The organism is Pedobacter psychrophilus, from assembly GCF_001652725.1.
Classification (GTDB): domain Bacteria; phylum Bacteroidota; class Bacteroidia; order Sphingobacteriales; family Sphingobacteriaceae; genus Pseudopedobacter; species Pseudopedobacter psychrophilus.
Window position 1 is genome coordinate 221,988 of record NZ_LWHJ01000022.1, and the last position, 12,901, is coordinate 234,888.

Here is a 12,901-nt window from a genome sequence, read left to right on the forward strand (position 1 = left end):
AAGTTTTTATGCACCCTTCGCATATAGTTCGATAACTAAGTTTAATAGAAAAATATTTTAGTCGCGAATTACTCCCTTTTTTTGTGAAATTTGAATAATTTGGTATGCTCATAAACCAAAAAAGCCTCCAAATCATATGATTTGAAGGCTTTTTCACATTTTTAAAATGTATTTAGCGGAATGGACGGGACTCGAACCCGCGACCTCCTGCGTGACAGGCAGGCATTCTAACCAGCTGAACTACCACTCCGTTGGTTAAAAACTTTTATTAAATTTTCAATCTTTTCCCCTTACATTGCGTTAGGGAGTGCAAATATAGACAAAAGGTTCTAACTCCAAAATTTATTTTAAATTATTATTCAATTGAGCCTTCTTTCAATTTTTCTGCGTTTTCTGCAAATTGTAATCCCTCTAAAATCTCTGTTAAATCTCCATTCATTACTGCAGTTAAATTATAGGTCGTCAAACCGATACGATGTTCCGTTACCCTTCCTTGAGGATAATTATATGTTCTAATCTTAGCAGATCTATCACCTGTAGAAACCATAGTCTTACGTTTACTGGCTATTGCTTCATTATGTTTTGCCAACTCACGTTCATATAACCGACTCCTTAACATTTCCATCGCCCGCTCACGGTTCCCTAATTGTGAACGCTCAATTTGGCAAACCACCACAATTCCAGATGGTCTGTGTGTCAATTGTACTTTCGTTTCAACCTTGTTCACGTTTTGTCCACCAGCACCACCAGATCTTGATGTTTGTAAATCAACATCCGCAGGATTAATATAAACATCTACTTCTTCCGCCTCAGGTAAAACCGCAACAGATGCAGCTGAAGTATGTACTCTTCCTTGAGTTTCTGTTTCTGGTACGCGTTGTACTCGATGTACGCCAGATTCGTATTTTAAAACGCCATATACATCCTCGCCTAACACTTTAAAAATCACTTCTTTATAGCCACCATTTGTGCCCTCTGTTACTTCTAAAGTCTCGCAGCGCCATCCTCTATTTTCACAATAACGAACATACATTCTATAAAGATCACCAGCAAAAATCGCAGCTTCATCACCGCCAGTTCCACCTCTAATCTCCATAATCGCATCTTTTTCATCGCCTTCTTCTTTTGGGATTAGCATTAATCGAATTTTAGCTTCTAATTCCTCCTTTTGGGGTAAAAGCAAATCCAATTCTTCTTTTGCCATTTCCCTAAACTCCTGGTCTTTCTCGTTGGCTAAAATATCTTTATTAGAATCTATATTGCTAACCACATCTCGATAAATAAAATATTGATCAACAACAAGACCTAAATCCTTATATTCTTTACTCAATTGCGCAAAACGCTTTCTATCTTGGGTAACCTCTGGGCTACTCAATTCAATCTCAACATCGTCTCTTCTTTGCTTAATTGCTTCTAATTTCTCTAACATTATATATTTTAAAAATGAGCCAAGTAAACTGAATGGTTTCGTTTACTTGTGGCTTTTGTAATGATTTAAATCCATAATTTAAACCAATAAAACTTAATAAATTATTTATTTGGGCGTTTTAACACGCTTTTCGCTATATCTTTTTTCTGAAAAGAAAAAAGGATGCCGCTTCAATCGTTAACGCAAAAAAACCTGTAATTCCGAATTTATGAAAATCTAAAGCAATTAACTTTATATGGCTTTTTTGCGATCATTTAGCAATATCCCAAAGTCAACTAACAGATTAATCATTTTTAACAGCCCACAAAGTTATATCATTTTCCTTTAAAATTACTAATCTGCTAAATCTAAGGGATGCATCAATAAATGTCTCTTGGATAGGTAAATCAATTTTTGATAGATGATAAGTATTGATATTATATTTCATAAAAGTACTATCCTTCATAAAATAGATATCATTATCATTTACTTCAAAGTTGTTTTTAGGAAAAATTATGGCGGTTTTAAAGAAATTTCCGAAGCGGTCAAAAATCCTTATGCCTTCTTTTTTATCATTAATATAAATGTATTGGTCATCGGTAAGCATAAAATTAGCTTGCATATCAAAACCGTTTCTTTGATAGATGTTTCCGCTGTTTAAGTCATCAATAAAATTATTGGTCAGTTTTCTTAATTCTCTATTTATTTGATCATAAACCCAAAAGCCATTATTATTTGCTGATGCCACCAACGTGATTTGTTGATTTGGGTTTTGATTAAAAGTAAACTTGCTGATTTCACTCAAATTATTGTTTAAAACAACAATTTGCTGGTAGCCTTCGTAATATAAAATTACTCGTAACGGATCTGTAACGTCTATTTGGCTTATATCGCCAAAGGTTTTATTGGTATAATTCCATAAAAATTTACCTTGTGGATTAAACTTTAATAACTCGTTTTTTGGAGTTACTACAAACAGATTTCCTAAATTATCCAGGTTAACCATTTTTGCAGCAGTATCAATTTTAGCGATAAACTGATATTCCTGAGCTGTTACTTTCAAAGATAACATCATCATAAAAACGATTATAGTTTGAAATAAGAGATTATTTCGTTTCCTCATCATTTTCTGATTCAAAATGTAGCAATTCCAATTTTTCTCCATTAAATTTAGCGTAGCTGGTAAAATTTACCCATTCGCCAAGGTTAATGTATTTTGTAGTGTCATCAATATCAATAGTCACGGGAAAATGTCGATGACCCATTATCACATAATCAAAACGACCATGTTCTTTAAATAATGATTCAGAATATGCTTTTACCCAGGTTTCTTCTCTCTCAACAAACCTTTCGCCTTCGCGTTTATTGCCGGCTAATCTGCTTTTTTTGCTCCAATGGTTTGCAATTCCTATTCCTAAATTTGGATGTAATCTTGCAAATAACCATTGACAAAATTTACTCCTAAAAAAGTTTTTTAATAATTTATAAGCATCGTCGCCTTCGCCTAGACCATCGCCATGATGGAGAAAAAATCTTTTCCCGTTTGCTTCTAAAATAAATTCATCGCTAATAATGGTGGCGCCTAATTCTTTTTCAAAATAATTGAAAACCCACATATCATGGTTTCCTTTAAAAAAATAGATTTTAATACCAGCGTCACTTAATTCTGCTAATTTTCCTTGTAAACGAATATATCCTTTTGGGATAACTGTGCTATACTCAAACCAGAAATCAAAAACATCGCCCATCAAAAAAACCGCTTTTGCATCGGCTTTGATAAAATCTAACCAGGCAACAATTTTATGCTCTCTTTCTCTGCTACTTTGATAATTAGGAGCGCCTAAATGAAAGTCGGAAGCGAAATAATAATGCTGTTTTTCCAAAAGGGATTTGAATATATAAAGGTAAAATTATCAAATTATTTATAAACCACTATAGGTTTTGCGTTAGGGATTGAAACGACATCCTTTTTTTGCCTTTTACACCATGCAGATGGCAAAAAAAAGATAAAGTGTAAAGCCCGCCCGAACGCCCAGAAAATACATTATATCAAATTATAAACTTCGATTTTTAAAAAACTCACTAATCTACTATAGCTTAAAAAAATTACTTTTCTCTTTCATTTTCTTTCTGATTGCTTTAAACAAAAAAACTAAATTTGGAAAACATGAACCAAACCACTTATCAAGCAGCAAAAACGGCTTCTATAGTTTTAGAAGATCATTTTAAAGATTTGATTGCGATTGCTTTGGAAAAAGGCGAACAAAAAATAGCTTCAATTCCGAAGAGAGAAACGATAGAAGTAATTATAAATGTTGCTTTTTGGGCTAGTTTAAGAAAAGAGGAAGGAAGAGCTCCTAAGATTTCTATTTCATTTCTATCGCCAGAAGAAGCGGAGGAGCCTTTACTTTTTGGTGTTAGGTTGCCTTTTAATACAAATACAATCACAAAACTGGCACCCGGTATAGAAAGGGCAGGAGTTCATTTGGGTGTTTGGGAAGAAAATGGTAGTATTTATATTTGGGGAACTACCTTAACCATTCCAGATTATTGTTTTGTATTAGATGTATCAGAACCCGGTTTATTAGTGATAAAACACCGACGTTTATATGGTTTTGGTAAATACACAAATGTTGCCATTTTAAAGGGTGATGAAATTAAAATTATAGATAAGCAGTTTGGTTTTGCAAAAGACTCGCCTTCTGTGGTAACGGCGTTGCTAGATTTAAACTCGCCTTGTTCCTGGAATAATGGTGTTAACGTACTGATTCAATTAGCAGTTTCAATGCGTAAGCATCAGCAAGGAGGTATTTTGTTGGTAGTTCCACCACATTCATCAGATTGGAGAAAATCTATTGTTCATCCTTTAAGTTATCCTGTTTACCCTTCTTTTGGTTCTTTAGCTAGGCTAATGGAAGATTATGTAAATGATACTACAGAAATACAGTGGCGTGTAAAATTGTATAATGAAGTTGAAAATATTGCTGGTTTAACCGCGGTTGATGGCGCAATGGTTATTAGTAGAGATTTTAACGTATATACTTTTGGAGCAAAAATTACCAGAAAAGAAAACAGTAAAACGATAGATACAATAATATATATTGAACCTATTAATGGTGACGAAGCCACAGAAAAATTTATAGGTGAGGTTGGTGGTACCAGGCACTTATCTGCCGCACAATTTATTTATGATCAAAGAGATTCTTTGGCTATGGTGGCGTCTCAAGATGGACATTTCACGGTTTTTTCATGGTCTGAAACTGCTCAAAAAGTTCAAGCACATAGAATTGACACGCTTTTAATTTAATGGTTTCTTAAGGTGATTTTTTAATCGATCATCTAAGGTTTGGATTTTATCCATTTGTGATTTTTGAATCTCGAATAGATTTTCATCTGTTCTGTAATTAAAAGATCTATTTTTTCATGAAGGTTTCTTAACTCAATTTCCGATTTTAAATTGACCATATAGTCGTCCTCGGCTCTTTTCCTGTCTTTTTCTTCTTTTCTATTTTGGCTCATCATAATTACGGGCGCTTGTATTGCTGCAATAGTTGATAGGATGAGATTTAAAAGAATAAATGGATAGGGATCAAATCCTTTATTTAAGTAGATAAAAACATTCAGGCACATCCATCCGCACAAAAAGAGCGCAAAAATGATGATAAACTTCCAACTACCTCCAAAAGTGGCAACTTTATCTGATAGTTTTTCTCCAATAGTGAGTTTAATGTTAAGTGTATTACTTTCCAATTTTTTAGAGAGTAATTGCTCTTCTTCTACAGCTTTAACTACAATTTGATGTAGCTTATCAAGATTTGCATTATTGGTATGTAAAAGATTGTTGTATTTAGATTTTGACATAATTTGTTTTTAAAATTAAGCTTCTTCTTCCCAAATCATCGCTAAATTAATTATTGTTCTAACTGCGGCTTGCATATCTTGTTCAGATACCCATTCTTGCTTTCCGTGAAAGGCATGTTCGCCAGCAAAAATATTTGGACAAGGTAATCCCATAAATGATAATCTAGAACCATCTGTTCCGCCTCTAATGCTGCGTTTTAAAGGTTTTATTCCTGATCTTTCAATCGCCTTTAACGCATACTCTGTAATCTTTGGATATTTATCAATCACTTTTTTCATATTACGATATTGCACTGTAATCTGAAATTCTAAAGTCGCACCTGGATAATTTTCTAAAATTTTTAAAGCGATATTCTTCACTTCGTCTTCATAAACTTTCAACTTTTCATCCTCAAAATCACGAATGATTAAATCTATTTCAGCGTTTTCTACCTGACCTTGAATATTTACAGGATGTACAAAACCTTCTTTTTGATGGGTACTTTCTGGGGAAAGTCTGTTTTTGGGCAAAGCAGCAATAATTTTTGAAGCAATTTTTATGGCACTTTGCATTTTCCCTTTTGCAAAACCAGGGTGAGCGCTAACTCCTTTTATTAAAATCTGCATCCCGTCAGCACTAAAAGTTTCATCCTCATAGGATCCTAAAGTTTCACCATCAATGGTATAACCAAAATCGGCATTTAGCTTTTTAATATCCACATGATCTACACCTCTTCCAATTTCTTCATCAGGAGTAAATAAAATTTTTATCTCCCCATGTTTAATTTCAGGATTATTTATTAATTGATAGGCTGCATCCATTATTTCAGCAACGCCAGCTTTATTATCTGCGCCTAAAAGGGTTGTTCCGCTGGCAGTGATGATATTGTTTCCGATTTGATTTATTAAATCAGGGTGCTCGCTCAATTTTAATACAATGGAATCATCATCTGGTAAAACCAAATCTTCTCCTTGATAATTTTTATGGATGATGGGTTTAACGTTGGCTCCACTACAATCTGGTGAGGTGTCTACATGAGAGCAAAAACATATTATTGGGACTTTTTTTTCAGAATTGGAAGGTATAGTTGCATAAACATAACCTTTATCATCTAAATGAGCATCAGAAACTCCCATTTTTAATAATTCTGAAACCAATACTTTTGAAAGGTCTTTCTGTTTCTCTGTAGAAGGTACATTTTTAGAATTTCCATCAGACTGCGTATCTATTTTTACATAAGATATAAAACGTTGTAAAACAGTATAGTTAAATTTCATTTACTAAGAATTTTGATTAACGGATTATTTAAAATATTTTTATGGCTTAATCTAAATTTTGATAAGCAAAATAATAGATTAATTAATTAGAATTCTAGTTTTATCTTATATATAAATAGTTTGAAAAAAATAATCCTTACACTTTTATTATTTGGAGCGATAAAGGCTTATTCTCAAGCTAATTTTAGTAGAATAGCTGTTGGATTATCTGGGGGTTATACCAGTAGTTTTACAGGTCTTACCTATGGAGCAGGTGGTCCAATTCCTGGTTTTGAGCCAAAAAAAACTTTCTTTATAAATAAGTCCAAAGTTTTAGGTGGATCTTTAGATTATTATTTTACTCCCTTTATTTTAGGAGGGCTGGAATATAATAGTGTAGAATTAACTGGTGGTACTGATAAACACAATAGGGCATATATATCTAAATTTTCTTCTATAGAAATTAGAGGGAATGTTGCTGTTGGTCAGTTTATAGATTTTTCTTATAGCCCTTTTCTTTATGCCATTAGAAATGTAAATGCTAGTTTAGGTTTAGGTTTTATAAGTGGAACTAATAACGTGGGCGATTATAATCCCGCATTAGCAAAAACCGACCCTCCTTTCCCTAGGAGACAACATCCTAATGATTTAGGAAAAAGTGAATTTAGTGGTGTAGTTTCAATTCCTGCAACTATTGGTTACAATTTAAATATATACGATGCTTATCAAGAAACTAGATTAGTAATAGGGTTTAATTATAAAATGAACTTTACACTAACTGATGATTTAGATGGTTATGCTGATGACCCAACAATATTTGATAATAAAAATAATGATGTTTACACCTCTTTAGGTGTTTCTGTTAAATTTCTTTTTGGACCAAAAGGTTTATTCTACAAATAATTTTATGAATATTGAAACCCTCAGAACTTATTCCTTAAATAAGTTAGGGGCAACAGAAAGTTTTCCCTTTGGGAATGATACACTCGTGTTTAAAGTGGGTAATAAAGTTTTTTTACTCTCTAGTTTAGATAACCCTATTAGTTTTAATGCCAAATGTAATCCTGAGAAGGCTATCATTTTAAGAGAAAACCATCCAGAAATTATTCCTGGATTCCACATGAATAAAAAACATTGGAATACCATTTATTACAATGGAAATTTGCCGGAGAAACTTTTAGAGGAAATGATTGATGATTCGTACAAATTGGTTTTTGATAGCTTACCAAAAGCATTGCAACAAGAAATAAAGACAATATGAATTGGATAGAAAAAGATAATAAATTAGTTAAAGATTTTCAGTTCGAAAATTTTATTGAAGCTTTTGCATTCATGAAAAAGGTTGCTTTTGCAGCAGAAAAAATGAATCATCACCCCGAGTGGACCAATGTTTACAATAAGGTTTTTATTAAGCTTTCTACTCATGACGCTGGTAATATAGTTACTGATTTAGATAGAGAATTAGCAGCTAAAATTGATAAGTTTGCGTCCTAATGATATTTTAAAATATTAATTGATGAGGCTTTTATTATTAATTAGTTTTTTTTTAATCTTCAATATGATGGCATTTGCACAACAAACACCTTTCGAGAAAAGTAATGGTACAAAAACAGCTACTTATCAAGAATGTATTGATTTTTATAAAAGTTTAGCTGATCATTTTGATCAAATTAAAATGCTGACTTATGGTAAAACCGATATTGGCAAACCTTTAAATTTAGTTGTGCTATCAAAAGAAAAGGTTTTTGATCCTCAGGAAATTCATCAGCAAAAAAAGGTTGTTCTATTAATCAATAACGGAATCCATCCGGGCGAACCAGAAGGTATTGATGCAACTATGATTTTGACCAGAGAGCTTTTGGTAGAAAATAAACTTCCAGATAATGTAGTGATTTGTATTATTCCTATTTATAATATTGATGGCGCTTTAAACAGAGGGAATTATTCAAGAGTAAACCAAGATGGACCTGAAAGTTATGGTTTTAGAGGAAACGCAAAAAACTTAGATTTAAACAGAGATTTTATCAAAACAGATTCTAAAAACTCCTACCAATTTCAAAAGATTTTTAACGAATGGAATCCGGAGATTTTTGTAGATAACCATACCAGTAATGGCGCTGATTATCAATATATAATGACATTGATAGAAACCCAAAAAGACAAACTAAATCCTATTTTATCAAATTATAGTACCAAAGAATTCGTTCCTTATCTGTATCAACAGATGAAAAAAGCGGGTTTTGAAATGATTCCATACGTAGATCATCCTACAGAAACTCCAGATGGGGGAATTGAAGGATTTTTAGAGATTGCCAGATACAGCACCGGTTATGCAGCTTTGCACAATACCATCGGCTTTATGCCAGAAACCCACATGCTAAAACCATTTGCAGATCGTGAAAAAGCGACTCATGCTTTTATGAAAATTGTTATTGATAAGGTGACTAAAGATGCCAAATTGATTAAAGAAAATAAGGCAAAAGCCGATCTTCAAGTCCAAAATCAGAAGACTTTTCCTATCAATTGGAAATTGAATAAAGATAGTTTTAATATGATTTCGTTTAAAGGTTTTGAAGCAGGCCATAAACCAAGTGAAGTAAGTGGCAAAAGCCGATTATATTACGATCGTACCAAATCTTTCACAAAAGATATTAAACAGTTTAATCAGTTTGATGTTACCCAAGAAGTTGAAAAACCTTACGCCTACATCATACCTCAAGCTTGGGAAAAAGTAATCGATTTATTAAAACTAAACGGAGTAAAAACTCAACAATTGGCTAAAGATTTTACTTTAGAAGTTGAGGCTAGTTATATTGATGATTATCAAACTGTTCCTAAACCTTTTGAAGGTCATTATTTGCATAGTAAAGTTGTTTTGAGAAAAGTTAAAACAAAAATTAACTATTATGAGGGCGATGTGGTTGTTTTAGTAGACCAAAAAAGCAATAGATACATTATGGAAACTTTAGAACCACAAGCACCTGATTCTTTTCTTGCATGGAACTTTTTTGATAGCATTTTAGGTCAAAAAGAACATTTTTCCGATTATGTATTCGAAGATTTAGCTGCCGATTTGTTAAATAAAAATCCAGAATTAAGAAAGCGTTTAGAGGATGCTAAAAAAGCTGATAGCAAGTTAAATGATAACGGACAAGCACAACTAAATTGGGTTTATGAAAATTCACCTTATTTTGAACCTACCTATTTAAGGTATCCAATTACCAGATTAAACAACACCACAGAATTAAAATTGAAATAATGTTCGAAATACTTAACACTTCACCTGTTTCATCCATCATATTTATATTTACCATTGTTACAAGCGTTTACGCTTTTTATAATGAAGAAACCTATGGCAAATTTATGTTGCATCCTTACAGCGTTGCCAGAGGAAAAAACGTTTATCAGTTAATCACAAGTGGTTTTATCCATAAAGATTGGTCTCATTTAATCTTTAATATGCTTTCCTATTTTTTCTTTGCTTTTGATTTAGAAAGACAGCTAGGCCATTGGCAATTTGGGTTATTATACTTTTTGAGTTTGATTATTAGTGATATACCTTCCGTTTTTAAACACAGGAATAATTTCAATTATAATAGTCTAGGAGCGTCCGGAGCAGTTTGTGCAGTTTTATTTAGCTTCATAATGTTTTCGCCTTTAACAACCTTAATTATATTTCCAATTCCGTTCCCAATCCCATCTGTAATTTATGGATTTCTATTTCTGATTTATACTTCTTATGCAGGCCGCAAATCTAATGATGGCATTAACCATGATGCCCATTTTTATGGAGCTTTAGCAGGAGTTTTTATTACGATAGCGCTTTATCCAGAAGCAATAAAGATTTTTGTTGCTAGCATACAAGCCAAATGGTTTTGATTCTATTATTTGATATAAATGCTAAAAAAAGATCGTTACCAAGCTTTTGTTGAATATTTTTCTGATAAACAGCCAGAGGCAGAAACTGAGCTTAATTATAATAATCCTTTTGAATTACTAATTGCAGTAATATTGTCCGCTCAATGTACCGATAAACGCATCAATCAAATTACTCCGAAATTATTTGAGCGTTATCCAAGTCCTCAATCTTTAGCAGAATCTGAAGTTGATGAAGTTTTTACTTATATCCGTTCTGTAAGTTATCCAAATAATAAAGCTAAACATTTAGTTGGGATGGCTAAAATATTATTGAACGAGTTTGGCGGCACCGTCCCAGAAGATATTGATGATTTACAGAAAATGCCAGGGGTTGGACGTAAAACTGCTAACGTAATTGCATCCGTAATTTATAACGCACCTGCAATGGCAGTTGATACTCATGTTTTTAGAGTTTCAAATCGTTTAGGGTTGACTACTGCTGCAAAAACTCCACTAGCTGTAGAAAAACAATTGGTAAAATACTTGCCTCAAGATAAAATTCATATTGCACATCATTGGATTATTTTACACGGACGTTATGTTTGTGTAGCGAGAAATCCTAAATGCGAGATTTGTGCCATAAGTCATTTTTGTAAATATTATGAGCAGCAAAACACACCATCAGCTTTAAAGCGAAAAGAAGAACAAGAAATTAAGAAAGCAAAACAGAAATCTATTAAATTAAAGAAGGATAAAATTGCTAAAGAGTTAAAAAAACGAGCAGTTAAATAAAGCTTTTTATTCACATTAATTTGAAATCTCAATCGGCTTGATTAAGTTTAAAATATAAAATTTTATTTTACCAATTTTTTTAGCAATTTTGCATTCACAAATTCGATAATTACAATAAATACTAAAAATATTATACATGAGTGTTAAAGACGATAAACTAAAAGCCTTACAATTAACCTTAGATAAGTTAGAAAAATCTTACGGAAAAGGAACTGTGATGAAATTGGGAGATGCTCCTGTTGAGCCCATGGAATTTATTTCTACAGGATCCTTAGGTTTAGATATTGCTTTGGGAATTGGTGGAGTGCCAAAAGGCAGGGTTATAGAAATATACGGACCAGAATCTTCTGGTAAAACTACTTTGGCAACCCATATTATAGCAGAAGCACAAAAGAAAGGTGGCATAGCTGCTTTTATTGATGCAGAACATGCTTTTGATCAATTTTATGCTAAAAAATTAGGGGTTGATATAGAGAACTTATTGATTTCTCAGCCAGATAATGGTGAGCAAGCTTTAGAGATTGCAGATAATCTAATTCGTTCTGGAGCTATTGATGTAATTGTAATTGACTCAGTTGCCGCATTAGTGCCAAAAAGTGAGATTGAAGGCGAAATGGGAGATTCTAAAATGGGTCTTCATGCCAGGTTAATGTCTCAAGCCTTAAGAAAACTGACTGGTACTATCAGTAAAACTAACTGTTGCTGTATTTTTATTAATCAATTACGTGATAAAATTGGGGTAATGTTTGGTAGTCCAGAAACTACAACAGGTGGTAATGCATTAAAATTTTATGCTTCTGTTCGTTTGGATATTAGAAGAATTGCACAGATTAAGGATAGCGATGAAGTTTCTGGAAACCGTGTGAAAGTAAAGATTGTTAAAAATAAAGTCGCACCACCTTTCAGGATTGCTGAGTTTGATGTCATGTTTGGTCAAGGGATTTCAAAAGTTGGTGAAATTATAGATTTAGGTGTAGAATACGGAGTCGTAAAAAAAGCGGGTTCTTGGTTTAGCTATGGCGATACCAAGCTAGGACAAGGAAGAGACGGTGTAAAGCAATTGTTATTGGATAATCAAGAACTTGCTGATGAAATAGAAGCTAAAATAAAAACAATTGTTACAGGTGATAATATTATTATAGAACCAGAGGATTAATTGCTGTTTCTGTTAAACAAAAAAGGTGTTGATTTCTCAACACCTTTTTTTATATATTTAATTTATTTATTAAGCTATTTTGAACTGATTTGTTCTTAAAAAGAAGTTTTCAAAATTTACTGTATTTCCGCTTAACCAATTCAATAGAGGGAAAATACTATTACCATCTTTTTTCTCTTCAGCAATCTCAATAATAAATTTATCCATAACTATTGGGATAATTGAGGTAGATAAATAATGAGCATCAATAGAACTTATTCCGTAATATTTATTTAGGCGATTTGCATATTTCTTAACCATTAAATTTACGATAGATTCACGACCAATTTTTTTAGATTTAAAGAAAGTTAAAACATCCTTTGCCTTACCAGCATCAACCTGATTCTTTAAAACATCAACCATTACTCCAGACGCTTCATTAACTGCAGCCTCTAAAGAACCTTCTGCTATCCCAGCAGTTAAGAAAACATCTTTTGTAGCATTTTCTTTTACTATTTGATTTAATTTTCCAAACATGATTAATGAATTTATAATGATTAATAAATTTGATACAAAAAAGGTAATTTAGTATTACAATTGCAAATTATAAG

Annotated in this window: 14 protein-coding genes and 1 tRNA gene; 8 read left to right on the forward strand and 7 right to left on the reverse strand. The window is 32.5% G+C overall.

Annotated elements, in window-relative coordinates; genetic code table 11:
• Window positions 1-176: 176 nt before the first annotated feature.
• The 4 genes from A5893_RS05720 to A5893_RS05735 all read right to left on the reverse strand — a co-directional run bounded on the left by A5893_RS05720 (window position 177) and on the right by A5893_RS05735 (window position 3,291).
• Window positions 177-250: transfer RNA gene (locus A5893_RS05720), tRNA-Asp, on the reverse strand.
• Window positions 251-355: 105 nt separating this feature from the next.
• On the reverse strand, window positions 356-1,429 hold the full coding sequence (gene prfA / locus A5893_RS05725) for a peptide chain release factor 1 (RefSeq protein WP_068821598.1): 1,074 nt from the start codon (window positions 1,427-1,429) through the stop codon (window positions 356-358).
• A gap of 283 nt (window positions 1,430-1,712) precedes the next feature.
• The gene (locus A5893_RS05730) at window positions 1,713-2,486 is read right to left on the reverse strand and encodes a hypothetical protein (protein ID WP_232456812.1); all 774 of its coding nucleotides are present in this window, start codon (window positions 2,484-2,486) and stop codon (window positions 1,713-1,715) included.
• Between the two features lie 28 nt (window positions 2,487-2,514).
• The gene (locus A5893_RS05735; protein ID WP_068821600.1) at window positions 2,515-3,291 is read right to left on the reverse strand and encodes a UDP-2,3-diacylglucosamine diphosphatase; all 777 of its coding nucleotides are present in this window, start codon (window positions 3,289-3,291) and stop codon (window positions 2,515-2,517) included.
• A gap of 284 nt (window positions 3,292-3,575) precedes the next feature.
• Here A5893_RS05735 and A5893_RS05740 point away from each other — a divergent pair, with 284 nt between their 5' ends.
• Window positions 3,576-4,715, forward strand: coding sequence for a putative sensor domain DACNV-containing protein (locus tag A5893_RS05740; protein WP_068821601.1), 1,140 nt, complete (start codon window positions 3,576-3,578; stop codon window positions 4,713-4,715).
• 32 nt (window positions 4,716-4,747) lie between these two features.
• Here A5893_RS05740 and A5893_RS05745 read toward each other — a convergent pair whose 3' ends face one another.
• Together A5893_RS05745 and pepT are read right to left on the reverse strand one after the other, a co-directional pair.
• On the reverse strand, window positions 4,748-5,269 hold the full coding sequence (locus tag A5893_RS05745) for a DUF1003 domain-containing protein (RefSeq protein ID WP_232456813.1): 522 nt from the start codon (window positions 5,267-5,269) through the stop codon (window positions 4,748-4,750).
• Window positions 5,270-5,284: 15 nt separating this feature from the next.
• On the reverse strand, window positions 5,285-6,526 hold the full coding sequence (pepT, locus tag A5893_RS05750) for a peptidase T (protein ID WP_068821602.1): 1,242 nt from the start codon (window positions 6,524-6,526) through the stop codon (window positions 5,285-5,287).
• Between the two features lie 120 nt (window positions 6,527-6,646).
• On the opposite strand from pepT, the gene A5893_RS05755 reads away from it, so the two are divergent.
• The 7 genes from A5893_RS05755 (at window position 6,647) to recA (ending at window position 12,311) form a co-directional block, all read left to right on the forward strand.
• Complete coding sequence (locus A5893_RS05755; RefSeq protein WP_068821603.1) at window positions 6,647-7,408, forward strand: hypothetical protein; 762 nt, start codon at window positions 6,647-6,649, stop codon at window positions 7,406-7,408.
• Window positions 7,409-7,412: 4 nt separating this feature from the next.
• A complete protein-coding gene (locus A5893_RS05760) occupies window positions 7,413-7,766 on the forward strand; it encodes an MmcQ/YjbR family DNA-binding protein (protein WP_068822096.1) in 354 nt (117 codons plus the stop codon).
• Window positions 7,763-7,999: a 4a-hydroxytetrahydrobiopterin dehydratase gene (locus A5893_RS05765; protein WP_068821604.1), complete on the forward strand. Its 237-nt coding sequence runs from the start codon at window positions 7,763-7,765 to the stop codon at window positions 7,997-7,999. The genes A5893_RS05760 and A5893_RS05765 overlap by 4 nt, the downstream gene beginning before the upstream one ends.
• A gap of 64 nt (window positions 8,000-8,063) precedes the next feature.
• Window positions 8,064-9,764 (forward strand): M14 family zinc carboxypeptidase, encoded by a 1,701-nt coding sequence (locus tag A5893_RS05770; RefSeq protein WP_232456814.1) that lies wholly within the window; start codon window positions 8,064-8,066, stop codon window positions 9,762-9,764.
• Window positions 9,764-10,384: a rhomboid family intramembrane serine protease gene (locus A5893_RS05775; protein ID WP_068821606.1), complete on the forward strand. Its 621-nt coding sequence runs from the start codon at window positions 9,764-9,766 to the stop codon at window positions 10,382-10,384. Before A5893_RS05770 ends, A5893_RS05775 begins: the two co-directional genes overlap by 1 nt.
• A gap of 18 nt (window positions 10,385-10,402) precedes the next feature.
• Window positions 10,403-11,155, forward strand: coding sequence for an endonuclease III (gene nth / locus A5893_RS05780; RefSeq protein WP_068821607.1), 753 nt, complete (start codon window positions 10,403-10,405; stop codon window positions 11,153-11,155).
• A 136-nt stretch (window positions 11,156-11,291) separates the two neighbouring features.
• Window positions 11,292-12,311: a recombinase RecA gene (recA, locus tag A5893_RS05785; RefSeq protein WP_068821608.1), complete on the forward strand. Its 1,020-nt coding sequence runs from the start codon at window positions 11,292-11,294 to the stop codon at window positions 12,309-12,311.
• 69 nt (window positions 12,312-12,380) lie between these two features.
• Here the strand turns inward: recA and A5893_RS05790 are convergent, their stop codons facing one another.
• On the reverse strand, window positions 12,381-12,827 hold the full coding sequence (locus A5893_RS05790) for a hypothetical protein (RefSeq protein WP_068821609.1): 447 nt from the start codon (window positions 12,825-12,827) through the stop codon (window positions 12,381-12,383).
• Window positions 12,828-12,901: the final 74 nt, after the last annotated feature.